This window comes from Amycolatopsis sp. NPDC051372 (genome assembly GCF_040682095.1).
In the GTDB taxonomy this organism is placed as follows: Bacteria; Actinomycetota; Actinomycetes; order Mycobacteriales; family Pseudonocardiaceae; genus Amycolatopsis.
The window spans coordinates 281,840-305,446 of sequence record NZ_JBFBAF010000002.1; the positions used below are offsets into that span (position 1 = coordinate 281,840).

Genomic DNA, 23,607 nt, shown 5'->3' on the forward strand with positions numbered 1-23,607 from the left:
GAGCTCGCTGCGCGCCAGTTCCCCGCACGACGCGATGCCGGGGTTCGTGGGGCACGCCACGGCCCGGCGACCGAGGAACATCGTCGCAGCATGAATCGGATGGTAACCCCGCTTTCGGGCACCTCCGGCCGGCTCGAGACCGGGCACCTGCCGGATCCCCCGCCCGGCGCGGCGTGGCACCGCGCGGCCGGGCTCTCCGCGCGGCTGGGCACGGGCGTTGGGCACGCCGACGTTCTGGTCGCCTTCTCGGGGATCGATGCTGCTGCCGGCGGCGTGCCGGTGCGTCGGCGATCGGGCCCGACCCGGGTGGACACGGTTCGGAATCCGCTTGCGGTGCACCGGTTCGGCGGTGCTCATCAGCTTCGGCCACCCGGTCCCGCTCGGCGTTCAGGCCACGCGATGACGACCCCTGCCGTGCGCCGTGCCCGGCTCTCGGACGCCGGGGTGCCTGCGCCGGACTTCGAACCGGGCTCGATCACGTACGGCCGCGGTGCTGCTGACGGCCTCTTCCGGTGATCGATTACCGGCTGTGAAAAGTGCATCCGCAACCGGGTGCGTCAGCGCCAGTCGCGCGCGGTGCGGCGGCCCTGCGCGCGGCCGGCTTCCCCGGTGGGACGGCGAGTGGCGGGATCAGCCGGGTTCGCCCCGATGGCGGCCAGGGAATCCGCGTCCGGCTCGACGTAGGCGACGGCCGCACCGCCCGTCCGCAGGTCACCGATCGCGACGGCGAGTGATGTCTCGCACGGGAACAGTTCGAAGTGGCCCAGCGGTGCGAGTACAAGCACCCGCGCCGCGCCCGCCGCGTAGTCCGCGCTGGTGTTGGAGCGGACGGCGCCGTCGACGTGACGGCGACCCTCGATCGTCACCGGCGGCCACAGTCCCGGCACGGCAGAGCTGGCGGCGACGGCGTCGACCAGCCGCACGCCCGAGCCGCTGTCGAACCCTCGTGGTTCGCCGCTTTCGGCATCCACGGCGACGAGCTTCAGCCATGGTTTTTCGGGCCACGTCAACGAAGGCAGCCCGGACTCGATCACGGCGAGGCGGGCGGCTTCGGGAACCGTCTGCCGTTGGAGCGCAGAACGGCCCAGCGCGCGGCGGCTCTCCGGCGACGTTTCCGCCCCGCTCAATACGGCAGCGAGGTCCGCGCCGAACGACGCCGGGTCCACGTCCGCCTTGACCTCGCCGGCTGGCGGCCGGGTTCGGTCCGGCGCGCGTACAACTCCGCCGGCCCGACCCCGCTGCCGCCCTGGGCCGCGACGGTCGCGCCCGCCGAGGTACCGAAGATCGTGCCGGCGTCGGTGACGTCGTGGCCCGCGTCGGCCGGGCCCGTCAACAGCCCGGTGAGCCACGCGATGCCCGCGATCCCGCCTCCGCCCAGGACCAGCGCGTCGGTCACCACGGCAGCTCGCCGTGGCGGTCGGAAAACGTGCCGGCAGGACCGTTCGCGCCGATGCTCGCCAGGCGGCGCACGATCGCGTCGGTGCCCTCCTCGGCGGTCTGGATCCCGTCGCCGCTCGTGCCGTGCATCTCGGTCCCGGTGCACCCGGGATCCACCGCGTTCACGCGGATTCCCGGCAGCCCCTTGGCGTACTGCACGGTCAGCATCCCCACCGCCGCCTTCGACGACGCGTACACCGGCAACGGAAACCGCGACTCGTGCCGCTCGGGGTTGTTCACCGTCCCGAACGACCCCAGGCCGCTGCTCACGTTCACGATCACCGGCACGCCGGACCCGCGCAGGACCGGCAGGAACGCGTGAATCGTCCGGACCACACCGGACACGTTGACGTCGAAGCTCTCCCGCATGTGCCCCGCCGTCGCGTCTTCAGGCTCGAGCATGCCCTCGAACGCGCCCGCACAGTTGACCAGCACGTCCAACTCGGTCAACCGGCCGGCCGCCGCGGCAACGGACTCGTCGTCGGTCACATCGAGCTGCAGGAACTTCGCCCCAAGCTGATCCGCCGCCTCGCGGCCCCGCGTGACGTCCCGCGCTCCGATGTAGACGGTGTGCCCGGCGGCGACCAACCTGCGCGCGGCTTCCCGGCCGAGACCCCTGGCGCCGCCGATGATGAGCGTGCTTGCTGGTCATGGTTCTTCCCCGTCAGCTGTCGAAGAGAGAGTTCTGGCACGATCACGGCATGGCCTCCGCTCACGAGCTGTCCGCGTCGCTGCAACTCCTGGTGGGCCGCAAGATCAGCGCGGTCAGCTTCGTCCGCGACTACGTCGAACTGCATTTCGACGGACCCGTCTTGCGAGCACTCACGAACCCGTTCGGGTTGTACGGCTGCCGCGCATGGCGCTTTCCCGAAGGACAGTCGCTGGTCGTCATGCGCTCTTTCGTCGGCAACGTGATCGACGGCTACGAAGTGGTCCCCCACCGCTACCTCGCGGTCGACTCCGGCGAGCATCGCTTCGCCATCCCGCTGGACGACGACTCCCGCAGCGGCCCCGAAGCAGCCCATCTCGTCGGGGTCGACGAAAACGGTCAGCCCGACGCACGACTGTTGTCGGTCTGGTAGCGAGGACATCATCGACTGCCTGACCCCGCCGATCGCGTCTCGAGGCCGGGACAACCCACTGGTGCGATCCGATCAGGGCGACAGAGGAACTTCCACCTCACCCGGCACCCGATCAGGTCGACGGAACTTCCACCTCACCCGGCACCCGATCCGGCCTCAACCCCCGCCAAGCCGTGTGCCGAAGCCGCTGGTCGCCCGGTGTCAGGCGGCGGTACACCACCTCGCCGACGAGCGAAGGTGCCAGCCAATGCGCCCCCCGGGCCCGGTCCCGGGGCACCACGTTGGCGAACGGGCTCACCGGCCGCTCCAACGGCGCCAGTGTCTCCCGCAGATCCACCAGCATCTGCTCGGTGAACCCTGTCCCCACATCACCGAGGTACAGAAGATCGCCCGTCGCAGGATCGTGCGCACCGAGAAGCAGCGCGCCCAGGGTGGAAGCACGACGCCCCTGGCCCGGCCGCCAGCCCCCGAGGACGACTTCCGTGGTGCGGATCAACGGGTGCTTCAGCCACTCCGGACTCCGCCGGCCTGGGTGGTACCGCGAAGCTCGCGCCTTGACCACCAGGCCTTCGAGCATCATCTTCTGCGCCACGTCCAGCAGGTCCTGCGGCGACATCCCCTGCGCCGACAAGTCCGTGTGGCTGTAGGAGGGGGTGATGGCCGCCAGGCGGCGGTCCCCAGGCGCAAGTGACTCAAGAACAGCCCGGCGTTCGTCGTACGGAGCATCCATAAGCGAATCGCCGCCGAGCCGCAGCACGTCGAACACGAAGTACGACACGGAACGCAGGGAACTGTCGTGGTTCTGCAGCAGCCCGAAGTCGGGATGCCCCTGCTCGTCGAGAGCCACGATCTCGCCGTCGAGCACCGCGGGCCGCCCGCCCAGCGCGTCGCCGAACACGCCCAGCAGCTCGGGGAAGCGCCCGGTGAAATCGTTGTTGTTGCGGCTCGTGAGCACGGTGGTGCCGTCGGGGGCGACGCGCATGATGGAGCGGTAGCCGTCCCACTTGAACTCGTAGGCGTAGTCCGGGCTGTCGCGCAGGAGGCCGCCGTCCGGGGTCGCGAGCATCGGCTCGATCGGGGCCGGCACGCGCGACCGCTCAGCACCGCCTGCCATGCCGGCCTCCCGCCTCGGACGTCTCGCTCGCCCCACCGTAAGGCGAACCGAGCGGAAACGTCCACAGTGGTCACCCGCCGTGCGTGCTGCCGCTCTGGTAGTCGGTGTAGGTGTACGGGTTGTCGAGGACCTTCGCCGCGGGGACGTCGGGGTTCATCCCCTGGTCCCAGGCCTCGTCGCCCAGCTGCGCGCGCAGGTGTTCGACCGTCGCGTCCACCGTGCGGCGCACCGCCGCGAGGTCGGCGTCCACGAGGCGGCCGTCGCGCTTCACGATGCGGCCGTCGACCAGCACGGTGTGCACGTCGCCGCGCTGGGCCTGGAACGCGATGTGGCCGTGGGGGTTCAGCAGCGGGAACGACACGGGCGAGTGATCGTTTTTCACCAGCACCAGGTCGGCTTTCTTGCCGACCTCGACGCTGCCCAGCTCCGCCTCGCGCCCGAGGGCCCGGGCGCCGCCGCGGGTGGCCCACTCCACGACCTGGTCGGCGCGCAACGCGGCGTGCGTGACGGTGTCGCCTTTCGCGTGCGCCTCCAGGTGCTCGCGGGACCGGTCGGCGCCCAGTGTGGTGCGCATGGCAGAGAACAGGTCGCCGCTCCACCACACCGACGTGTCCATCGACAGCGACACCGGGATGCCGTGCGAGCGCAGCGCCCAGGTGGGCGGGTAGCCCTGGCCCGCGCTCTGCTCGCTCTCGGTGGACACCGACACCGAACCGCCCGTCGCGGCGATCCGGTGGTACGAGTCGGCCGAGAGCGACGCGCCGTGCACGTAGATCGTCTCCGGCGTCATGAAGCCGTGGTCGTGCATGAGGCGGATGCCGTCGTCGCCGGTCGCCCCCCACACGCCCGCGTGCGTGGTCACGGGCACGCCGAGCTCGCGCGCGACCTCGAACGCCGGCTTCTCCGGGAACGCCGGGTCGCCGGTCACGTCGAACGCGAGCTGGAAGCCGAGCATCGGGTCGCCGGTCATGCGGCGCGCGACGAACTCGCGGAACTCGGGCGCAGCGGTCCAGTGCGCCGGCGCGTCCTGGATGTTGCCGTACGCCAGCACGAACCGGCCCGGCACGGCCTGCAGCGCGTCCACGGCCGCGTCGGCGTGCTCGGTCGTCTGCAGCCCGTGCGACCAGTCCACTGTGGTCGTCACGCCCGCATCGAGCGCTTCCCAGGCGGACAGCAGGTTGCCCGCGTAGACGTCGGCCGGGCGGAACGTCTTGCCGTGTTCCAGGTAGTACCAGACGAAGTACTGCGTCAGCGTCCAGTCGGCGCCGTAGCCGCGCATCGCCGTCTGCCACATGTGCCGATGGGTGTCGATCATGCCCGGCATCACGATGCCGCCGGTCGCGTCGATCTCCACGGTGCCGTCCGGCACGGCCAGTTCCGGGCCGACGGCGGTGATCGTGTCGCCGGTGACCAGCACGTCGTGCCCGGGCAGCACGCGGCGGGTGGCGTCGACGGTCAGCACGGTCCCGCCGCGCAGGACGACCGGCCGGCCGGTGGGCTCGCTCATGGCTGCCTCTCTTCCACGCCGGAGCCCCACGGACCCCCGACGCGTACAATCGTCCGCTTGACGGACAACCAGTGGGGTGAAGACACTTTTGCGCACCGCGGAGCCCCTGTCAATGCCCGGCCGGACCCCGCGCCGCGCGAGGCCGGGCGACGCTGTCCGTCTCGCGGACAGCGAGCGGATACGCTTCGCGGGACGCAGTGCCCGCCAGGCCGTGAGGAGGTCGTGCCATGCCACGAGAGGGAACCGGTCCGGACTTCATCGAGGCGCTCGCCCGCGGGCTCGAAGTGATCGCCGCCTTCCGGCCCAACCAGCCGGTGATGACGCTCGCCGAGGTCGCGACCGCCACGAAGCTGGCCCGCCCCACCGCACGGCGGATCCTGCTGACACTGGAAGAACTCGGCTACGTGCGCGCGGCCGAGCGTGGTTACGCCCTCACGCCCCGCGTGCTCGAGCTCGGCGTCGCCTACGTGCGGTCGATGGGCCTGTGGGACATCGCGCGCCCGCACCTGGAGAAACTCGTGGCGCAGACGAACGAGTCCTGCTCGATCGCCCAGCTCGACGGGTCCGACATCGTCTACGTGGCCCGGGTTTCGGTGCCGAAGATCGTGTCGCTGGCCGTGCAGATCGGCACCCGGTTCCCGGCGTTGCCGACGTCGCTGGGCAAAGTCCTGCTGGCGGCCCTCTCACCCGAGGAGCTCGAGACCACGCTCGCCGAGCCGACGCGCTCCGGGCTCGTGCCGCGCTGGCAGCCCGGCCACGCCGAACGCGACGCCGAGCTGCGTGAGGTCCGCGCCCGCGGCTGGGCGCTGACCGACGAGCAGCTCACCCTCGGCATCCGCTCGGTGGCGGCGCCCCTGCGCGACGGGGCCGGCCGCGTGATCGCGAGCATCAACGTCAACTGCCACGCCGCCGAGACCCCGGTCGACCGCCTGATCGGCCACCACCTACCACTGCTGCTGCAGGCCGCGGGCGACATCAGCGCGGACTTCGCGCGCCTGGAGGACGTGCCCCACAGTGCCGCCACCGCCGCGCCGACCGTGTCCTGACCCGCGCTTGACCGGCGCGCCGCGCTGGCGCAGACTCTCAGTTGGACGACCCGGACGGACACTGGTCCGCCTGACGGACACGAAGAGAGGCGAAGCATGGAAGACTCCCCGGCGGGAGCGGGCACCGGACCGCTGTCGGGGCTGCTGGTGGCGGACTTCTCCCGGGTGCTGGCCGGCCCGTACGCCACGATGCTGCTCGCCGACCTCGGCGCCGAAGTCGTGAAGGTCGAGGGCCCGCAGGGCGACGAGACCCGCACCTGGATGCCGCCGGTGCGCGGCGAGACCTCCACCTACTACCTCGGCGTGAACCGCGGCAAGCGCTCCATCGCCCTCGACCTGCGCGACGAGGCCGACGCGGCGCTCGGGCGCGAGCTCGCCGCCCGGGCCGACGTGCTCATCGAGAACTTCAAGCCCGGCGGCCTCACCAAGTACGGCCTCGACTACGAGACCGTCCGCGCCCTCAACCCCGGCCTCGTCTACGCGTCGATCACCGGCTTCGGCTCCGGCGCGGGCAGCCATGTGCCCGGCTACGACCTCATGGTGCAGGCGATCTCCGGCCTGATGAGCCTCACCGGCGACCCTGCCGGGCCGCCGTACCGCGCCGGCATCTCCGTGTTCGACGTGATGGCCGGCAACCACGCCGTGATCGGCATCCTCGCCGCGCTGCGCCACCGCGACGCGACCGGCGCCGGCCAGCTCGTGGAGGTCAACCTGCTGTCCTCGGCGCTCACCGGGCTGGTGAACCACAGCTCCGCCTACGTCGCCGGCGGCGTGGTCCCATACCGGATGGGCAACGCGCACCCCAGCGTCTTCCCGTACGAGCCGCTGCCGACCGCCGACGACGACATCATCGTCGCCGCGGCCAACGACGGCCAGTTCCGCAAGCTGTGCGACGTGCTCGCGATCCCGGAGATCGCCGAAGACCCGCGCTTCGCGCACAACGCCGACCGCACGCGCAACCGCGAGGAGCTGCGCCCGATCCTTGTCGAGCGCCTGGCCGCCCGCGGCGCCGTCGACTGGTTCGAGGCCCTCACGGCCGTGGGCGTACCGTGCGGCCCGATCTCCACGATCGACGGCGGCTTCGCGATGGCCGAGCGGTTCGGGCTCGATCCCGTGGTCGAGGTCGGCGAAGGCGACCGCGCGGTGCCCACCACGCGCCACCCGTTGCGGCTCTCGGCGACCCCGGCGTCCTACCGGCTGCCACCGCCCGAGCTCGACGAGCACGGTGCCGAGCTGCGCGCCTGGCTCCGTACCCCGCGAGAGGAATCCGAGTGAACGAGCCGGTGTACGAGACGGCGCTCGGAGCGTCGTCGCTCGACAAGATCACCCTGCTCGGCCAGGACCTGGCCCAGGACGTGATGGGCAAGGTCGGCTTCGGCGAGCTGGCCTTCTGGCTCGCCACGCAGCGTCGGCCGACGCCGGGCGAGACCCGCGTGTTCGAGGCCGTGCTCGCGGCGCTGGCCGACCACGGCTTCACCCCGACCGCGATCGTCACGCGGCTGACCTACCTGTCCGCGCCCGACTCGATCCAGGGCGCGCTCGCCGCCGGCCTGCTCGGCGGTGGCTCGCGCTTCCTCGGCGTCACCGAGGACTGCGGCCGATTCCTGCACGAGGTGCTCGCCTCCGCCGGAGAGATCCCCACCGACGACGCCGGCTGGGACGCGCTCGCCCTCGAAACGGTGCGCACGAAACGGGAAGCCCGCGAGTTCGTCCCCGGGCTCGGGCACCACGTGCACAAGCAGGGCGACCCGCGCACACCGCGCCTGCTGGAGATCGCCGCCGAGGAGGGGCTCGTCGGCCCGCACCTGGCGCTGTTCACCGCGATCGGCCGCGTGCACCCGCAGGTGCTCGGCAAAACGCTGCCGCTCAACGGTGCGGGCGTCTGCGGCGCGGCGCTGGCCGACCTCGGGCTGCCTCTGGAGCTACTGCGCGGGTTTGCCCTGCTGGCCCGCACGGCCGGGCTCATCGGGCAGCTCGCCGAGGAACTGCGTCACCCTGTGGGCAACGACATCTTCCTCGCGGTAGACCTGAACAACCGGCCTGTCGCGCCGGACCCGTACACGCCCTGACCCCCTGACACGCACTGGAACCGGCCGAGGAAAAGGACGCCCATGGAGCTCGTCACCGAGGACAACATCACGGAGCTGGCCGCGCGGCGGTGGGGCACCGCGCACGACCCGCGCACGAGGGAGCTGATGACCGCGCTCGTGCGCCACCTGCACGACTTCGCGCGCGAAGTGCGGCTCACAGAGCCGGAGTGGATGGCCGCGATCCAGTGGCTCACCAAATCGGGCCAGATCAGCGACGAGAAGCGCGAGGAGTTCATCCTCGCCTCGGACGTGCTCGGCCTGAGCATGCTCGTCGTGCAGATGAACCACGCCTTCGAGAAGGAAGCCACGCCGGCCACGGTGCTCGGCCCGTTCCACATCGACGGCTCCCCCGAGCTGGACTTCGGCGGCGACATGTCCGACGGCGTCGAAGGCACCCCGCTCTACGTCAGCGGCGCCGTCCGTTCCCTCGACGGCTCCCCCGTCGCCGGCGCACTGCTCGACGTGTGGCAGGCGGACGCCGACGGCTCGTACGAGTCGCAGCTGCCGGAGATCGACGAAGCCCGGTTGCGCGCGAAGTACACCGCTCGCGCCGACGGCACCTACTGCGTGCGCACGATCGCCCCGAAGGGATACTCGATCCCGATGGACGGCCCCGTCGGCGACCTCATCTCGCGCACCGACATCAGCCACTTCCGCCCGGCGCACGTGCACTTCCTCGTGAACGCCGCGGGGTACGAACCGCTGATCACGCACCTGTTCCAGGAAGGCGCCGAGTACCTCGACAGCGACGTCGTGTTCGGCACCAAACAGGAGCTCGTGGTCACCTTCGAGCCCCGCGAGCCAGGTCCGACGCCCGACGGCGGCGAATCGGCCGTGCCGTGGGTCGAGGCGCGCTACGACTTCGTCCTGCAGCCCGTCGGCTGATCCCGAGACTCCCGACAGTAGAGGCAGTAGAGGCAGCAGAAGGCCCCCAGCGCTCACGAGTCGCTGGGGGTCTTCTGCCTGCGCGGTCAACGCCCGAGCTGCTCCAGCAAGGCCGGCCACGCGGCGGCGCGAACGTCGAGTTCGCCGCCCTGGCGGTCCTTGGTGTCCCGGATGCCGACCGACTTGATGCCCACGGCGACCTCGACGCATTGCCCTTCACTGCTCGAATACGACGAGGTGCGCCACAGCCGGGTCTCGTTCACGTTCTACCCGCCTTGGTGCTCGGTTCGAATGGTCGCCATCAGGCTAGTCGAATCCTCGAAGCTCAACGCTGTCGCCTGGAGCGCCTCCCAGGCCGACTCATACCGGTCAACGTCGCGAGTCTCCTCCAGGTACGAGCCACCGGCGAGGGTGTCGAGGTAGACATACGTGGCCCGATCGGCAAGATCGAGCAGCGTGAAGGGCGTCCCCATCGCCGGATGGCCGCTCACGTCTGTCGGGAGCACCTGCACGCGGATGCCTGGCGAGTTGGCCGCCGAGATCAGCGCAGCGACTTGGTCCGCCATCACGCCGCGACCGCCGACAGGGCGCCGCAGCGCCATCTCGTCGAGGATCACCCACATCCGCAGGTCTCGGGACCGGGCGCTCTCCTGGAGTTCGGTCCGGACCTTGAGCCGCTGCTGGATTGTCTCCTCGCTCGCATCCGGCAGGCCGAGGCGCAGAACGGCTTCGGTATATCCACGGGTCTGGAGCGCACCCGGCACGATGCCTTCCTCGAACTCGCGGATGCGGACCGCATCGGCCTGCATTTCGATGTAGTCGGTCAGTCTGCCGAGCGCATCATCGGAGTAGGCGGCCCACCACCCGCGCTGCTTGGAGCTTCGCGCGAGCTGCACGAGCGCATCCGTTGTCTGCTGGTCCGCCCCGTAGACCTGGGCGAGCCGGTAGGTGTCGTCGCCGTTGACCATGTGCCGCAGCGTTTCGATCCGGCTGAGCTTGGCTTCGGAGAACCCCGCGGCCTCGGCAGCGTCCACAATGGTCAGCCCCGCTTCGGTGCGCAGCCGGCGAAGCGCCGACACCAGGCGCCGACGGCGAAGGGAAGGCGGGTTGGGCACGATCATGCTCCTTTCGAGTGAGGCGAGAGTGTAAATATTGCACTCTCGCCTCAGCTGCTTCAAAGTGTAGTCCCGTGCACACGTGACGTGTCCGGGGAGGGTGAGCGATGACAATAGCGGCAGATGAGGTGACCGGCGAGCTGTCACCAGCGATGATCGAGCGCGGCCTGTTCGCCGTGCATTTCTGGGCAGGAGACACACGCAACCACCGGTACCTGCGCGCTCAGCTGGAAGACGAGGGACGGGACACCTTCAGCCCCGGCTGCACGCAGAACGGCTTCGTCATTCCGGCGCGGTGGGCGTTCCGCTCCGAGCTGTCGCAGGAACTCGGCGATGACCGTGACAAGGCGCGCGACTGCCGCACCTGCTTCCGGCGGCCGCGATGACTGCGCTGGTCCAGCGGTCGGCGCTCGAGCAACTCGACATCGTCGCCGCGCGGCTCGAGGAGATCCGCGTCGCCGAGGGCCTCACCCTGCGGGAAGCGGGGCGGATCCTCGGCATGCTCGCCGGGAACATCCACTCGCTGCGCACCCGGGCCCGCACCAGCCAGACCCTGCCGACCCTCGACGCCTACGCTCGCCACCTCGGCTATCGCCTGCACGTGGTCCTCGTCGAAGACGACCCAGGACAACGCCGCCCGCCCTGGCGCGAGCGCATGCCCCACGGCGACAACGCCGGCGACACCCAGGCGATGTCCGAGCTGTGGCAGCTCCTGCAGCACCTGCACACGCTGCGCCGGAAGGCCGGCCTGACCCGCGACGAGGTCGCCGAAACCCTCGGCATCAGCCCACTCACCTTGTGGCGCCTCGAAAACCACCCCGGCGCAGCGGATGCGGCCTTCACCAACGTGCTGCTCTACGCCCGCTTCTACGGCTACACCGTCCAACTCCTCCTCGCCGAGCCGCTGGAGGTGAAGGCGATCGGCAAATGGATGCGCGACGACGGCTCGGTGATCTACGACGGCAACCCCGAAACCGGCGACGACGAAGACCACCCCGACGGCGAATGATCTCCCGGCCGCCGCGTGCTGACCCCGACCAAGGCGCGGCGGCCGGGTTCCCACTCCCGCCTCGGGCGGGCTGAGCCGAAGCCCCCAGGGACTCACGAGCCTGGGGGCTTCGTGCTGGGCCCGCCTGCCGCGGGTTTTCCTGCCGCTGGTTTGCCTGCCGGGCGGGCCGGGAAGACCTAGGCTCGTGCTGGGGACGGCCCGCGCGGCCGCACCGCGACGAGGAGAAGGGACGGCTCCGCCCATGGCGATCGCCACCATCAACCCCGCGACCGGGGAGACGGTCAAGACGTTCACCGAGCTGACCGAGGCCGAGGTCCGGGACAGGATCGGGATCGCGCACGAGCAGTGGCAGACCTACCGGCGCACCACGTTCGCCGAGCGCGCCGCGCTGATGCATGCCACCGCCGACCTTCTCGAGAAAGAAGCCGACGACGTCGCGCGAATGATGACGACCGAGATGGGCAAGACGCTCGCCTCGGCCCGCGCGGAGGCGCTGAAGTCCGCCAAGGGCATGCGGTACTACGCCGACCACGCGCAAGCGTTCCTCGCCGACGAGCCGCTGCCGGACCCGTCGGTGGTCGGCGCGTCGCGTGCGTTGGGCCGCTACCAGCCGCTCGGGGTGGTGCTGGCCGTGATGCCGTGGAACTTCCCGCTGTGGCAGGTGATGCGCTTCGCGGCGCCCGCGCTGATGGCGGGCAATGTCGGGCTGCTCAAGCACGCGTCCAACGTGCCGCAAACCGCGTTGTACCTCGAGGACGTGTTCCGCCGCGGCGGATTCGGTGAAGGCTGCTTCCAGACGCTGCTGGTCTCCTCGCGCCAGGTCGAGCGGATCCTGCGTGACGCGCGCGTCGCCGCCGCCACGCTCACCGGCAGTGAGCCGGCCGGGCGTTCGGTCGCCGCGATCTGCGGTGACGAGGTGAAGCACACCGTGCTGGAACTGGGCGGCAGCGACCCGTTCGTGGTGATGCCCTCGGCCGACCTCGACCGCGCGGCCGAGACCGCGGTGACAGCGCGCACGCAGAACAACGGCCAGTCGTGCATCGCGGCGAAGCGCTTCATCGTGCACACCGACGTCTACGACGAGTTCGCCAGGAAGTTCGTGGAGCGGATGCGCGCGCTGACCGTCGGCGACCCGTTCGACGACGATACGAAGGTCGGGCCGCTGGCCACGGAACAGGGCCGCACCGACGTCGAGGAACTGGTGGACGAGGCCGTTTCCGCGGGCGCCACCGTGCTGTGCGGTGGGAAACGCCCGGATCGCCCGGGTTGGTTCTACCCGCCGACGGTGATCACCGACATCACGCGCGAGATGCGCATCTTCACCGAAGAGGTGTTCGGCCCGGTCGCCTCGCTCTACCGCACGGCGGACCTCGACGAGGCGCTGGAGATCGCGAACGCGACGTCGTTCGGCCTCGGGTCCAACGCGTGGACCGAGGACGCCGGCGAGATCGAGCGGTTCATCGACGACCTCGACGCCGGGCAGGTGTTCATCAACGGCATGACGGTGTCGTACCCGGAGCTGCCGTTCGGCGGTGTGAAGCGCTCGGGTTACGGCCGCGAGCTGTCGTCGCACGGAATCCGGGAGTTCTGCAACCTCAAGACGGTCTGGGTCGGCTGACGCACGGGGCCCCGGGCGTCAGAGCACGCCCGGGTACGCCCCACCGTCGATGAGCAGGCTCTGGCCGGTGACGAACCCGGCCTGCGCCGAGCACAGGTAGGCGCACGCCGCACCGAACTCCGCGGGCTCGCCGAACCGTCCGGCGGGAATCGCCGCGCGCTGCCGGTCCGCGACGGCTTCCGGCGTCACTCCCGCGTTCGCAGCCGCCGTTTCCTGACCCGAACGCAGGCGGCGGGTGTCGAACGAGCCGGGCAGCAGGAAGTTGATCGTCACGTTGGCGTGCGCGACGGACCGGGCGACGCCGGCGAGGAACCCGGTGAGGCCGGCCCGCGCGCCGCTGGAGAGGTCGAGCCCGGCGAGCGGCATCTTGACCGAGCCGGACGTGATGTTCACGATCCGGCCGAACCGGCGTTCCACCATGCCGTCGACGACCAGCTGCACCAGCCGGATCGGCGTGGCCATGTTGGCGCGCACGCCGGCGAACAGCGCGTCTTCGTCGACCTCGCGGAAGTCGCGGAACGGCGGACCGGCGTTGTTGTTCACGAGGATGTCGACCGGTCCCGCGGCCGAGAGCAGCGCGTCCTGCACGGCGTGGTCGCCGAGGTCGCCCGCCACGGGCACCACGGCCGCGCCCGTTTCCGCCGCGAGCTCCGCGGCCGCGGCGCGCGTCGAGTCCTCCGAGCGCCCGTTGACGACGACGGTGCAGCCCGCCCGGGCGAGCTCCGCCGCGCAGGCCCGCCCGAGGCCCTGGGTCGACGCGCACACCACGGCCGTGCGGCCGGCGATTCCGAGATCCACGAGCGTGCTCCCCTCCTTTGACATCGGAAAATCGCCAACGGAAGTCCCGAGTGGACTTTACCCGGCGATCTCGCAGAGCACGTCGCCCTGGGCGTGGCTGTCGCCGACCGCCACCGCGAGCCCCGTGACCACGCCGGATTTGTGCGCCTTCACCGGGTTCTCCATCTTCATCGCCTCCACCACGGCGATGAGGTCGCCGGCCTCGACCTGGTCGCCTTCGGCCACGGCGAGCTTCACGACCGTGCCCTGCATCGGCGTCGTCACCGCGTCGCCGGACACGGCCGTCGCACGCGGACCGAGTGCCACGGCCGCGGAAGCCGCGCGGATCTCGTCGGCCCGGCTGCCCACTTCGGACAGACCGGGCAACGCCACCCGCAGGGCGCGGCCGCCGACGGAGATCGACACCTTGCCGTCGTCGGCGGGTTCGGCGGAGTACTCGGGCAGGGTGTTGGCGAAGTCCTCCTCGATCCAGCGCGTGTGGACGGTGAACCCGTTCTCGGCCGTGAACGCCGGGTCGCGCACCACGGCGCGGTGGAACGGCACCACGGTCGCGAGACCCTCCACCGCCAGTTCGGCCAGCGCCCGCCGGCTGCGAGCCAGAGCCGTCGCGCGGTCGGGCCCGGAGACGATCAGCTTGGCCAGCATCGAGTCGAACTGTCCACCCACGACGCTCCCCGCCTCCACACCGGAGTCAAGGCGGATGCCGGGGCCCTCGGGTACGTCGAAGCGGCGCACGGTGCCGGGCATCGGGAGGAAGCCACGACCCGGGTCCTCGCCGTTGATGCGGAACTCGAACGCGTGCCCGCGTGTTTCGGGATCGGCGATGGTCAGCCGCTCGCCACGGGCGATGCGGAACTGCTCCAGCACGAGGTCGAGGCCCGTCGTCTCCTCGGTCACGGGGTGCTCGACCTGCAGCCGGGTGTTGACCTCGAGGAACGAGATGGTGCCGTCGGTGCCGACGAGGTATTCGACGGTGCCCGCGCCAAGGTATCCCGCCGCCGCGCAGATCTGCTTGGCGGAGGTGTGGATCAGCTCGCGCTGCTCGGCGCTCAGGAACGGCGCCGGGGCTTCCTCCACCAGCTTCTGGTGACGGCGCTGCAACGAGCAGTCGCGGGTGCCGGCCACGACGACCGTGCCGTGGGCGTCGGCGAGCACCTGTGCCTCGACGTGCCGGGGGTGGTCGAGGTAGCGCTCGACGAAACACTCGCCGCGGCCGAAGGCCGCGACGGCTTCGCGCGTGGCGGACTCGAACAGCTCGGGGATCTCTTCGAGCGTGCGCGCGACCTTGAGCCCGCGACCCCCGCCGCCGAACGCGGCCTTGATCGCCACCGGCAGCCCGTGCTCGCGCGCGAACGCCACGACCTCCTCGGCCGACGCCACCGGCTCTTCGGTGCCCGGCACCAGCGGCGCGCCGACGGACCGGGCGATCTTGCGCGCGGTCACCTTGTCGCCGAGGTCGCGGATCGCCTGCGGACCCGGGCCGATCCACACGAGACCGGCGTCGAGCACGGCCTGGGCGAAGGCGGCGTTCTCCGAGAGGAACCCGTAGCCGGGGTGCACGGCGTCGGCGCCGCTGACCTTGGCGACGTCGAGGATCTTGTCGATGTCCAAATAGGACTCGGCGGCCGTGCTGCCGTGCAGCGCGTAGGCCTCGTCGGCGAGGCGGGTGTGCGGCGCCCGGGCGTCCGGGTCGGCGTAGACGGCGACCGACCCCAGCCCGGCGTCACGCGCGGCGCGGATCACGCGTACGGCGATCTCGCCGCGGTTGGCCACCAGCACCTTGGTGAACACCTTCGAGACCACTTCGGTGGACTCAGACACGGGACACTCCCCTCTCCCGGATGCCGGGCAGAACCTCGGTGGCGAACAAGTCGATCGCGCGGTCGTGGTCGGCGCACGCCGGGGCGAAGATCACGCTCTCGGCCCCCGCCGCCGCGTACTCCGCCAGCCGCTCCCGCACGCGGGCCGGTGTGCCGAACAACAGGTAGCGGTCGGCGTAGCCCTCGAAGTCCTGCTGGTAGGTCTCGCTCACCGCCGACACGACCTCACGCCTGGCCCGGTCGCCGTCGGTGTCCACAGCGGACCACAGATAGACCCCGCCGCGGATGTCCTCGGGCGGGCGCCCGTATCCCGCGGCCAGCTTCCGCACCTGCGCCACGCTGTCGGCCAACCGCTCCGGTGAGACCAGGTAGGGCAACCAGCCGTCCGCGTGGCGTGCGGCCCGGCGCATCGCCGCGGGCCGCCGGCCACCGACCCACACCGGCGGCCGGACCGCGGGCACCGGCTGCAGTTCCTGGCCCTCGATCGTGGTGAACTCGCCGCGGAACGTCACCGGTCCCCCGGCGAGCAACCGGTGCAGCACTTCGAGCGCCTCGTCCGTGCGGCGCCCACGCTCGGCGAGCGGCACGCCGACGGCCTCGAACTCCGGCGGGTGTTCACCGCCCACGCCGACCCCGAGCTCGAACCGACCGCGCGACACCGTCGCGAGCGCGGCGACGAGCTTGGCCGCCAGCGCCGCCGGATACATCGGCAGGATCGTGAGCGCGCTCATCAGCCCGATCCGCTCGGTCGCGCCCGCCGCCGCGGCCAGCCCGACGAAGGCGTTGGTCATCGGGCCGTGGAAGAACACGTGCTCACCACAGCAGAAGAAGTCGAACCCGGCCGCTTCGGCGCGGCGCGCGACCGCCGGGATCTCACCGGGGTCCGCCCCGGGCGGGAACATCAGCCCGACGCGCATCAGCTCTCCTCCGGCACACGCGCCAGCACCGTGCGCGCCATCCGCACGTGGACGTCGTCCACCATTTCTCCGTCGACCACGGCCACGCCGGAGTCGGCCGCGGCCAGCACCGCGCGGGCGCGCGCGACCTCGGCCGGCGCAGGCGTGAAGACCTCGTGGGCCAGCTCGACCTGACGCGGGTGCACGCAGATCTTGCCGGTGTAGCCGATCGCACGGCCGGCTTCGGCGTCCACGCGGAACCGGTTGTCGTCGCGGATCGCAACCACGGCCTGGTCCACAGTGGACACTCCACCGAGGTGGGCGGCGAGCCGCACTTCGCTGCGGGCGAAGAGCACCTCGTCGCCGCGGGTGGTGCGGACGCCGCCGATGTCGGCGATGTAGTCCTCGGCTCCGAAGTAGACGGAGTCGATCGCGGCGCTCAAGAGCTCACGGCAGTACGCCACACCGCGCACCGTCTCGAGCCCGACCACGATCGGCACGTCCGCACCGACCTGGGCGCGGACCACGTCGATCTCTTCGCGCCGCTCGTACTTCGGCAGGACGACGCCGACACCGCGCAGCGACGCGACGGCTGCGAGATCGTCGGCGAAGCACGGCGAGGTGCTCGGGTTGACCCGCACCAGCACCGTCGTGCGCGGACCGACCTCGAACCCGGCCAGCGCGGCCACGGTCGTCTCGCGAGCTTCGGCCTTCTGCGCCGTGGGCACGGCGTCTTCGAGGTCGACCACGGCCGCGTCGGGCGCGATCGCGGGGATCTTCGCGATCATCGACGCCTTCGAGCCCGGCATGAACAGCAGGCTGCGGGGAACCAATCCGGTCGTCATCATCACACCGGGCTGATCAGGTGGTGGCGGCGGTGGCCCGAACGCTCCCAGCTCCCGGCCGCGCGCAGGCGGCCCAGCAGCTCGGCCCGCAGCGCCTCCGGCTTCACCACCGTGTCGACGTGCAGCTCACCGGCCATCCGCAGCAACGTGAAGTCCGCGGCCTGCTCGGCGACGCGTGCGGCCACGAACGCCTCGCGCTCCGCCGGGTCCTCGATCGCCGCGATCTTGTTGGCGTACACCGCGTTCGCCGATGCCTCGGGGGACATCGTGCCGATCGTCGCGGTCGGCAGCGCGATCGTGGCGCGCGGTTCGAAGCCCGGCGCGCACATCGCGTAAAAGCCGGCCGCGTACGCCTTGCGCAGCACCACGCTGAACTTCGGTACCTCGGCACTCGCCATCGCCGCGACCATCTTCGCACCGTGCCGGATGATCCCCTGCCGCTCCACCGCGACGCCGACCATGAAGCCCGGCACGTCCTGCAAGAACACCAACGGCACGTTGAACGCGTCGCACATCGACACGAACCGCGCCGCCTTGTCAGCCGAGTCCACGAAGATCGCGCCGCTGCGCACCGACGGCTGGTTCGCGACGAACCCGACGGTCTGCCCGCTCAGGCGCGCGAAGCCCGTCACCATCTCCTCGGCCCACTCGGACTTGATCTCGAAGAAGCTCCCGGCGTCGACCAGCCGCAGGATCACGTCGCGCACGTCGTAGGCCGCGTTGGGGTCCTCCGGGATCAGGCCGTCGGGCCACTCCGGGATCTCCGGCGCCACGGCCTCGGCGCGGGCGGGCGCCGAACGCCAGTCGTCGGGCAGGTACGACAGCAGCAGCCGCGCCGCCGCGATCACCTGCCAGTCCTCGTCGAACACCTCGTCGCCGCAGCCGGAAACGGTGGCGTGCATGGTCGCGCCACCCATTTCCTCCAGCGTGGTGCGCTCGCCGGTCACCTTCTCCGCAACGCGCGGCGAGGCCAGGTACATCGACGCGTTGCCCGCGACCATGCCCACCCAGTCGGTGAACGCCGGCATGTACGCGCCACCCGCGGCCGACGGCCCGTGCAGGCAGCAGATCTGCGGCACCCTCCCGGAAAGCTTCACCTGCAGCTGGAAGATCCGCGACGCGCCGCGCCGCCCGGAGAAGAACCCGAGCTGGTCGGTGAGCCGCCCGCCGGCGGAGTCGACGAGGTAGAAAACCGGCAGCAGGTCACGGTCGGCGCGCTCCAGGATGCGCACCTGCTTCTCGCACGTCAGCTCGCCCCACGACCCGGCCTTCACCGAGAAGTCGTGGGCGATCACGGCGACCGGCCGGCCCTCGACCGTGCCGACGCCGGTGAGCACGCCGTCGGCGGGCAGGCCGTCGCCCGACGCGTCGGCGAGCAGCCCGTCCTCCACCCAGCTGCCGGGGTCGAGCAGCAGCGCGATCCGTTCCCGCACCGGGAGCTTGTTCGGCCAGCGGCTCGCGTCGCCACCCGCCAGCGCGACCTCTTCGGCCTTCTCGAGCTCGGCTGTCACCTCGCTCATCGCGCCGCCCCTTCCGTGACCACCAGGGTCTTCAGCGACGCCGCGAGCACGGTTTCGCCCCGCTGGTTGAGGATCCGGAACGCGGAGGTGACCACACCCTTGCCGTCGCCGCGCGGGGTCAGCTCGGTGACCTCGGTCTCGACGTGGATCGTGTCGCCCACGCGCACCGGCGTGATGAAGCGCAGCTTGTCGATGCCGTAGAACGCCTTCATGGCCTCGGGCCAGAACGTGACCAGGCCCAGCGCGACCGACAGCGAAAGCGCGCCGTGCGCCACGCGTCCGCCGAACACCGGGTCGGCGCCGAAGTACTCGGCGTCGGTGTGCGCCGGGTGCCAGTCGCCGGTGAACATGGCGAACTGGACGATGTCGGTCTCGGTGATCGTGCGGGCCCGGCTGACGTGGGTGTCGCCCACCTTGATCCGGTCGAAGTACTCGGTGATCACGCGGCATCCCCCACCGGTCGGCGGTGCATCAGGCCGGTGCGCTTTGCCCGGCACACCAGTTCGTCGCGCTGGTTGTAGGCGCGGTGCTCGAACACGACGATCCCGGCGCCCGGCCGCGACTTCGAAGCCCGGGCCTCCACGACCTCGCTCTCCACGCGGATCGTGTCGCCCGCGAACACCGGCTTCGGGAACTCCACCTCGGACATCCCGAGCTGCGCCACGATCGTGCCCAGCGTGAGCTCGTACACCGAGAGCCCGACCACCAGCGCGATCGTGAACATGCTGTTCACCAGCGGCTTGCCGAACTCGCTGCGCGAGGCGTAGTCGGCGTCGAGGTGCATCGGCGCCGGGTTCATCGTCATGGTCGTGAACAGCACGTTGTCGGTCTCGGTCACGGTGCGCCGCGTCGCGTGCCGCACCACGGTGCCGACTTCCAGCTGTTCGAACCACCGGCCCGAGACCGGGCGATCGGTGTCTGTGCTCATGGTTTTACCTTTCCGTGCCGGGCCACCGGCGATCTTGAGTCAGAGACTGCCGAACCGCGGCGCTCTGCGCTCGGCGAACGCGGCCAGCCCTTCCCGCGCGCTTGCGCCGGCCAGGTGCGCGAGCAACGTCTCCCGCTCCGCGGTGATCGCGGCGGCGGGTTCGTCGGCGAGTGCCTTGCGGTGCAGGCGTTTCATGCCGCGCAACGCGTCGGGCGCGTGCCGGGCCAGGCGCGCCACGAGCGCGTCGACGGCGTCGTCGAGCTCGGCCGCGGGCACCGCGCTGCTCACGAGCCCGAAGCCCGCGGCGGTGGCGCCGTCGACTATTTCGCCGGTGTAGAGCAACCTGCGGGCGATCGCCGGGGCGACGGCGTGGGTGAGGCGCACCGAACCGCCGGCGCCCGGCAGCAGCCCGTACTCGAGGTGCCGGTCGCCGATCTGCGCGGTCTCGCTGACCACGGCGAGGTCGCAGGCGAGCATGATCTCGCAGCCACCCGCCACCGCGTAGCCGTCGATCACGCAGACGGACACGAACGGCGCGGATTCCAGCCGGTCGAGGGTCACCCCGATGGACGTGATGTACTCGCGCACCGCGGCCGGGTCGTCGAGCACCGAACGCAGGAACTTCAGCTCGGCGCCGGCCGACAACGTTCCGCCCCGCCCCCGCACCACGACCACCGAGCACTCCCCCGCGGCCGTGATCGCCTTGTCCAGACCGGCGATCACCTCGGGACTGAGCGCGTTGCGCGTGGCCTCCTGGTCGATCGTGATCCGGCCGACGGGACCGTCCGCACTGAACCTGACGGCTTCACTTCCTGATGACAATGCCCGCCGCCTCCCGGTCCCACAGCTCGCCGACGCGGTCCGCGGCGGCGGTCTTCAGCTTGTACTTCTCGATCTTCTCGCTCGGCGTCTTCGGCAGGCCGTCGATGAACTCCAGGTAGCGCGGCACCATGAAGTAGGGCATGCGCTCGTCGCAGAACGCGATGATCTCCTCGTAGGAGGCGCTCGCGCCTTCTTCGAGCACGACGTACACCATCAGGTCGTCCTCGCCCAGTTCCGAAGCCACGGGCACGGCGGCGGCCTCGAGGATCGCCGGGTGTTTGCAGACGATGGTCTCCACCTCGTAGGCGGAGATGTTCTCGCCGCGGCGGCGGATGGCCTCCTTTTTGCGGTCGGAGAAGAAGAGGTACCCGTCTTCGTCGAGCCAGCCGCGGTCGCCGGTGTGGAACCACAGGTCGCGGGTGGCGCCGACAGTGGCGTCGGGCATCTTGTAGTACTCCAGCATGGTCATGCCGGGTTCGTTGGGGCGCAGGCGGATCTCGCCGACCTCGCCCTGGGCGACGGGCCGGCCCTCCTCGTCCACGATCTGCACGCTCATGTCGGGCCGCACCCGGCCCGCCGAGGGCACCTTCTCCAGCGGGTCGTCGGGGCTGAACACGGTGACCGCGCAGTTCTCGGTCATCGCGTACACGGAGGTGACCTTCGCGCCGTAGCGTTCGAGGAACCCTTCGGCCAGCTCGCGGGAGTTCGGCACCATCATGCAGATCCGCACCGAGTGGTCGCGGTCGCGCTCCGAGCGCGGCTGCTGCCAGATGATGTTCGCCATCGCGCCCAGCGCGTTGAACACCGTGGCTTTCGACTCGCGGATCTGCGACCAGAACCGGCTGGCCGAGAAGTGCGGGTACAAGGCCACCGACGCTTCCGCCCACAACGCGGCGTACACCGTGTACCAGATGGCGTTGCCGTGGAAGACCGGCAGGCACGTGTAGAGCACGTCGTCCTGGCGGTAGGAGTTGAGCGATGCCATCTGGTGGCCCACGGCGTGGCCCTGCGCCTGCGGGCAGATCGCGCCCTTGGACGGGCCCGTGGTGCCGGAGGTGTAGAGGATCAGGTGCGGGTCGTTCCAGCGCACGGGCTCGGCGAGCCGCGGCGGCTCGGGTGAGGCCTGGCCGAGGTCGGCGAGGTCGTGCGTGGTGATCCCGTCCAGCGCGGCCAGCTGCGCCGGGTCGGAGCCGAGCCCCAGCACCGTGCGCACGGCCGGCACCTCGGGCAGCACGGCGGCGACGCGCGTGAGCAGATCGCCGGCCACGCACACGGCCGTGGAGTCGGACTGGTCGAGGAAGTAGCGCAGCAGCTCACCCTTGGCGGCCGTGTTGAGCGGCACTGCCACGGCGCCGAGCTTGCCCAGGCCCCAGAGCGTCCACAGGAACTCGGGCCCGTTGGGCATCATCATCGCCACGTGGTCGCCCCGGCTGATGCCGAGCGCGGCGAACCCGTTGGCGTAGCGGTTGGTCATCTCGTCGAGGTCGCGGTAGGTGAAGGTGCGCCCCGCCCAGTGCAGGAACGGGCGGTCGCCGACGCGGGCGGCTTTGTCGGCGAGGATGTGCGCGGTGGTCCTCTGGTCGATCTCGTAGTAGCGCATCGTCGGGCTGCCTCCAAGTCTCACCTCCGGACGCTAATCGCACGGGCGCGATCGGTCAACAAACAGTTGTTGCACGCGATTGGCCCATCGACTCGTCACTCGCCGTAGTGTCTAATGGGCGGGTGTCCGAACGAGCCACCGACTACGTCACGCCCATCGTCGAGATCGCCGCGAGCCTGTTCGCCCGCAAGGGCTACCACGGGACTTCGATGCGCGACATCGGCCGGGAGGTCGGCGTGCACGCCGGAAGCCTGTACGTGCACATCCAGAGCAAAGAGGACCTGCTCGAGGCGATCGTGCACAGCATCATGGAACGCTCCGAGCGCGACATGGAGGAGATCATCGCCGCGGGCGGTACCGCCACCGAGCAGCTGCGCCAGGTCGCCGCGCGCGACCTCAAGCTCATCGGCGAGAACAAGGAGTTCGCCACCGTGTTCTTCCACGAGTGGCGCCAGCTCAGCGAACCGCGCCAGCAGGCCGTGATCGCGAGCCGCGACCGCTGGGAAACGGGGCTGCGCGGCATCATCACGCAAGGCATCGAGGCCGGCGAGTTCCGTGAAGCCGACCCGCGCATCGCGGGCATCGCGCTCACGAGCATCCTGAATTGGGCGTATGTCTGGTATTCCCCGGACGGCTCGCTCACCACTGACGAGCTCGCGGACCGCTTCGCCGACCTGCTGATCGAAGGCCTGCGCGCACACTGAATCCCGGCTGTGGTCGCGGTCTCGCGCGGCGGGCACCTCGCGGACTTATGATCGCGGCATGCTCGAACTCTCCCCGGATCAGCTGCTGTCCACCACTCGCGCGGTGCGCAAGCGCCTCGACTTCACCCGCGACGTGCCCGACGACCTCATCCGCGAGTGCGTCGCCCTCGCCCTGCAAGCCCCGGCCGGCTCGAACGTCGTCACAGCCCGCTTCGTGGTCGTGCGCGACGAAGCCAAGCGCCGCGCCATCGGCGAGATCTACGGCTCGATCTTCGCGCAGTACAAGGCATCGCCCGGCTACCCGGGCAAGAACGACGGCGCCACCGAGCGCGACCGCGTGCAGTCGCGCGTGGCCAGCTCGGCCGATTACCTCGGCGACCACATGGGTGAAGCGCCAGTGCTCGTGCTGGCCTGCAACGAAGGCACCGACCGCGCGTCAGCCACGGCGGGCATGTCCAACGTGTTGCCGGCGACGTGGAGCTTCATGCTGGCGGCTCGCGCTCGCGGCCTCGGCACGGCGTGGACCTCGATGCACGTCGTACGCGAGCGGGAGGTGGCCGACCTCCTCGGGATTCCGTACGAGACGGTCGCGCAGGCCGTGCTGACCCCGTTGGCGTACACGAAGGGCACGGACTTCCGCCCGGCTTCGCGCCCCGCCCCGGACGAGGTCACCCACTGGGACAAGTGGTGACTTCGAGGAGCACGTAGAAACAACCGGGTCCGGCCCGGTGAATTCCCAGCCGGACCCGGTTCTCCGACAGCTCGGCCGAG

27 protein-coding genes are annotated in these 23,607 nt (G+C 70.8%); 11 read left to right on the plus strand and 16 right to left on the minus strand.

Going from position 1 to position 23,607, the window contains the following annotated elements; translation table 11 throughout:
* Positions 1-90: 90 nt before the first annotated feature.
* Positions 91-516 carry a hypothetical protein gene (locus AB0M56_RS05055; protein WP_364171199.1) on the plus strand — a complete coding sequence of 142 codons (426 nt, stop codon included), beginning with the start codon at positions 91-93 and terminating at the stop codon, positions 514-516.
* 41 nt (positions 517-557) lie between these two features.
* On the opposite strand, the gene AB0M56_RS05060 is transcribed toward AB0M56_RS05055, so the two are convergent.
* The 3 genes from AB0M56_RS05060 to AB0M56_RS05070 are packed head-to-tail and all read right to left on the minus strand — an operon-like array spanning position 558 to position 2,070.
* Entirely contained in the window at positions 558-1,127 is a 570-nt protein-coding gene (locus AB0M56_RS05060; RefSeq protein WP_364171201.1) for a patatin-like phospholipase family protein, read from the minus strand.
* On the minus strand, positions 1,124-1,396 hold the full coding sequence (locus tag AB0M56_RS05065; protein WP_364171203.1) for a hypothetical protein: 273 nt from the start codon (positions 1,394-1,396) through the stop codon (positions 1,124-1,126). The genes AB0M56_RS05060 and AB0M56_RS05065 overlap by 4 nt, the downstream gene beginning before the upstream one ends.
* Entirely contained in the window at positions 1,393-2,070 is a 678-nt protein-coding gene (locus AB0M56_RS05070) for an SDR family NAD(P)-dependent oxidoreductase (RefSeq protein WP_364171380.1), read from the minus strand. The genes AB0M56_RS05065 and AB0M56_RS05070 overlap by 4 nt, the downstream gene beginning before the upstream one ends.
* A 68-nt stretch (positions 2,071-2,138) precedes the next feature.
* Here AB0M56_RS05070 and AB0M56_RS05075 point away from each other — a divergent pair, with 68 nt between their 5' ends.
* On the plus strand, positions 2,139-2,519 hold the full coding sequence (locus AB0M56_RS05075; RefSeq protein ID WP_364171205.1) for a hypothetical protein: 381 nt from the start codon (positions 2,139-2,141) through the stop codon (positions 2,517-2,519).
* Positions 2,520-2,631: 112 nt separating this feature from the next.
* Here AB0M56_RS05075 and ligD read toward each other — a convergent pair whose 3' ends face one another.
* Complete coding sequence (gene ligD / locus AB0M56_RS05080; protein ID WP_364171207.1) at positions 2,632-3,633, minus strand: non-homologous end-joining DNA ligase; 1,002 nt, start codon at positions 3,631-3,633, stop codon at positions 2,632-2,634.
* Positions 3,634-3,703: 70 nt separating this feature from the next.
* The gene (locus AB0M56_RS05085) at positions 3,704-5,140 is read right to left on the minus strand and encodes an amidohydrolase family protein (RefSeq protein WP_364171209.1); all 1,437 of its coding nucleotides are present in this window, start codon (positions 5,138-5,140) and stop codon (positions 3,704-3,706) included.
* 227 nt (positions 5,141-5,367) lie between these two features.
* On the opposite strand from AB0M56_RS05085, the gene AB0M56_RS05090 reads away from it, so the two are divergent.
* From AB0M56_RS05090 to AB0M56_RS05105, 4 genes are all read left to right on the plus strand, one after another.
* The gene (locus AB0M56_RS05090; protein WP_364171210.1) at positions 5,368-6,186 is read left to right on the plus strand and encodes an IclR family transcriptional regulator C-terminal domain-containing protein; all 819 of its coding nucleotides are present in this window, start codon (positions 5,368-5,370) and stop codon (positions 6,184-6,186) included.
* 96 nt (positions 6,187-6,282) lie between these two features.
* Positions 6,283-7,461 carry a CoA transferase gene (locus AB0M56_RS05095; protein WP_364171212.1) on the plus strand — a complete coding sequence of 393 codons (1,179 nt, stop codon included), beginning with the start codon at positions 6,283-6,285 and terminating at the stop codon, positions 7,459-7,461.
* Positions 7,458-8,255, plus strand: a complete 798-nt coding sequence (locus AB0M56_RS05100; RefSeq protein WP_364171214.1) for a citryl-CoA lyase — start codon at positions 7,458-7,460, stop codon at positions 8,253-8,255. Before AB0M56_RS05095 ends, AB0M56_RS05100 begins: the two co-directional genes overlap by 4 nt.
* A 42-nt stretch (positions 8,256-8,297) precedes the next feature.
* Positions 8,298-9,161 carry a dioxygenase gene (locus AB0M56_RS05105; RefSeq protein ID WP_364171216.1) on the plus strand — a complete coding sequence of 288 codons (864 nt, stop codon included), beginning with the start codon at positions 8,298-8,300 and terminating at the stop codon, positions 9,159-9,161.
* A gap of 86 nt (positions 9,162-9,247) precedes the next feature.
* Here AB0M56_RS05105 and AB0M56_RS05110 read toward each other — a convergent pair whose 3' ends face one another.
* Positions 9,248-9,424, minus strand: a complete 177-nt coding sequence (locus AB0M56_RS05110; RefSeq protein ID WP_364171218.1) for a DUF397 domain-containing protein — start codon at positions 9,422-9,424, stop codon at positions 9,248-9,250.
* Positions 9,425-9,427: 3 nt separating this feature from the next.
* Entirely contained in the window at positions 9,428-10,282 is an 855-nt protein-coding gene (locus tag AB0M56_RS05115; protein WP_364171220.1) for a helix-turn-helix transcriptional regulator, read from the minus strand.
* A 122-nt stretch (positions 10,283-10,404) separates the two neighbouring features.
* Between AB0M56_RS05115 and AB0M56_RS05120 the strand changes: the two genes are divergently transcribed.
* The 3 genes from AB0M56_RS05120 to AB0M56_RS05130 all read left to right on the plus strand — a co-directional run bounded on the left by AB0M56_RS05120 (position 10,405) and on the right by AB0M56_RS05130 (position 12,903).
* Positions 10,405-10,662 carry a hypothetical protein gene (locus AB0M56_RS05120; RefSeq protein ID WP_364171221.1) on the plus strand — a complete coding sequence of 86 codons (258 nt, stop codon included), beginning with the start codon at positions 10,405-10,407 and terminating at the stop codon, positions 10,660-10,662.
* A complete protein-coding gene (locus AB0M56_RS05125) occupies positions 10,659-11,285 on the plus strand; it encodes a helix-turn-helix transcriptional regulator (protein WP_364171222.1) in 627 nt (208 codons plus the stop codon). The genes AB0M56_RS05120 and AB0M56_RS05125 overlap by 4 nt, the downstream gene beginning before the upstream one ends.
* A gap of 241 nt (positions 11,286-11,526) precedes the next feature.
* The gene (locus AB0M56_RS05130) at positions 11,527-12,903 is read left to right on the plus strand and encodes an NADP-dependent succinic semialdehyde dehydrogenase (RefSeq protein ID WP_364171223.1); all 1,377 of its coding nucleotides are present in this window, start codon (positions 11,527-11,529) and stop codon (positions 12,901-12,903) included.
* Positions 12,904-12,921: 18 nt separating this feature from the next.
* On the opposite strand, the gene AB0M56_RS05135 is transcribed toward AB0M56_RS05130, so the two are convergent.
* From AB0M56_RS05135 to AB0M56_RS05175, 9 genes are read right to left on the minus strand one after another with little or no spacing between them, the layout of a single operon-like run.
* Positions 12,922-13,701, minus strand: a complete 780-nt coding sequence (locus AB0M56_RS05135) for an SDR family oxidoreductase (RefSeq protein ID WP_364171225.1) — start codon at positions 13,699-13,701, stop codon at positions 12,922-12,924.
* Positions 13,702-13,758: 57 nt separating this feature from the next.
* Positions 13,759-15,522, minus strand: coding sequence for a biotin carboxylase N-terminal domain-containing protein (locus AB0M56_RS05140; RefSeq protein WP_364171226.1), 1,764 nt, complete (start codon positions 15,520-15,522; stop codon positions 13,759-13,761).
* On the minus strand, positions 15,515-16,438 hold the full coding sequence (locus AB0M56_RS05145; RefSeq protein ID WP_364171228.1) for an LLM class flavin-dependent oxidoreductase: 924 nt from the start codon (positions 16,436-16,438) through the stop codon (positions 15,515-15,517). Before AB0M56_RS05145 ends, AB0M56_RS05140 begins: the two co-directional genes overlap by 8 nt.
* The gene (locus AB0M56_RS05150) at positions 16,438-17,262 is read right to left on the minus strand and encodes a CoA ester lyase (RefSeq protein WP_364171230.1); all 825 of its coding nucleotides are present in this window, start codon (positions 17,260-17,262) and stop codon (positions 16,438-16,440) included. The genes AB0M56_RS05145 and AB0M56_RS05150 overlap by 1 nt, the downstream gene beginning before the upstream one ends.
* A gap of 2 nt (positions 17,263-17,264) precedes the next feature.
* Positions 17,265-18,782 (minus strand): acyl-CoA carboxylase subunit beta, encoded by a 1,518-nt coding sequence (locus tag AB0M56_RS05155; protein ID WP_364171232.1) that lies wholly within the window; start codon positions 18,780-18,782, stop codon positions 17,265-17,267.
* Positions 18,779-19,225, minus strand: a complete 447-nt coding sequence (locus AB0M56_RS05160) for a MaoC/PaaZ C-terminal domain-containing protein (RefSeq protein WP_364171233.1) — start codon at positions 19,223-19,225, stop codon at positions 18,779-18,781. Before AB0M56_RS05160 ends, AB0M56_RS05155 begins: the two co-directional genes overlap by 4 nt.
* Complete coding sequence (locus AB0M56_RS05165; RefSeq protein WP_364171235.1) at positions 19,222-19,710, minus strand: MaoC family dehydratase; 489 nt, start codon at positions 19,708-19,710, stop codon at positions 19,222-19,224. The genes AB0M56_RS05160 and AB0M56_RS05165 overlap by 4 nt, the downstream gene beginning before the upstream one ends.
* Before the next feature lie 39 nt (positions 19,711-19,749).
* The gene (locus AB0M56_RS05170) at positions 19,750-20,532 is read right to left on the minus strand and encodes an enoyl-CoA hydratase-related protein (RefSeq protein ID WP_364171237.1); all 783 of its coding nucleotides are present in this window, start codon (positions 20,530-20,532) and stop codon (positions 19,750-19,752) included.
* The gene (locus AB0M56_RS05175) at positions 20,516-22,156 is read right to left on the minus strand and encodes an AMP-binding protein (RefSeq protein WP_364171239.1); all 1,641 of its coding nucleotides are present in this window, start codon (positions 22,154-22,156) and stop codon (positions 20,516-20,518) included. The genes AB0M56_RS05170 and AB0M56_RS05175 overlap by 17 nt, the downstream gene beginning before the upstream one ends.
* Positions 22,157-22,254: 98 nt before the next feature.
* Here AB0M56_RS05175 and AB0M56_RS05180 point away from each other — a divergent pair, with 98 nt between their 5' ends.
* Together AB0M56_RS05180 and AB0M56_RS05185 are read left to right on the plus strand one after the other, a co-directional pair.
* A complete protein-coding gene (locus AB0M56_RS05180; RefSeq protein ID WP_364171241.1) occupies positions 22,255-22,836 on the plus strand; it encodes a TetR/AcrR family transcriptional regulator in 582 nt (193 codons plus the stop codon).
* A gap of 58 nt (positions 22,837-22,894) precedes the next feature.
* Entirely contained in the window at positions 22,895-23,527 is a 633-nt protein-coding gene (locus AB0M56_RS05185; protein WP_364171242.1) for a nitroreductase family protein, read from the plus strand.
* Positions 23,528-23,607 lie beyond the last annotated feature (80 nt).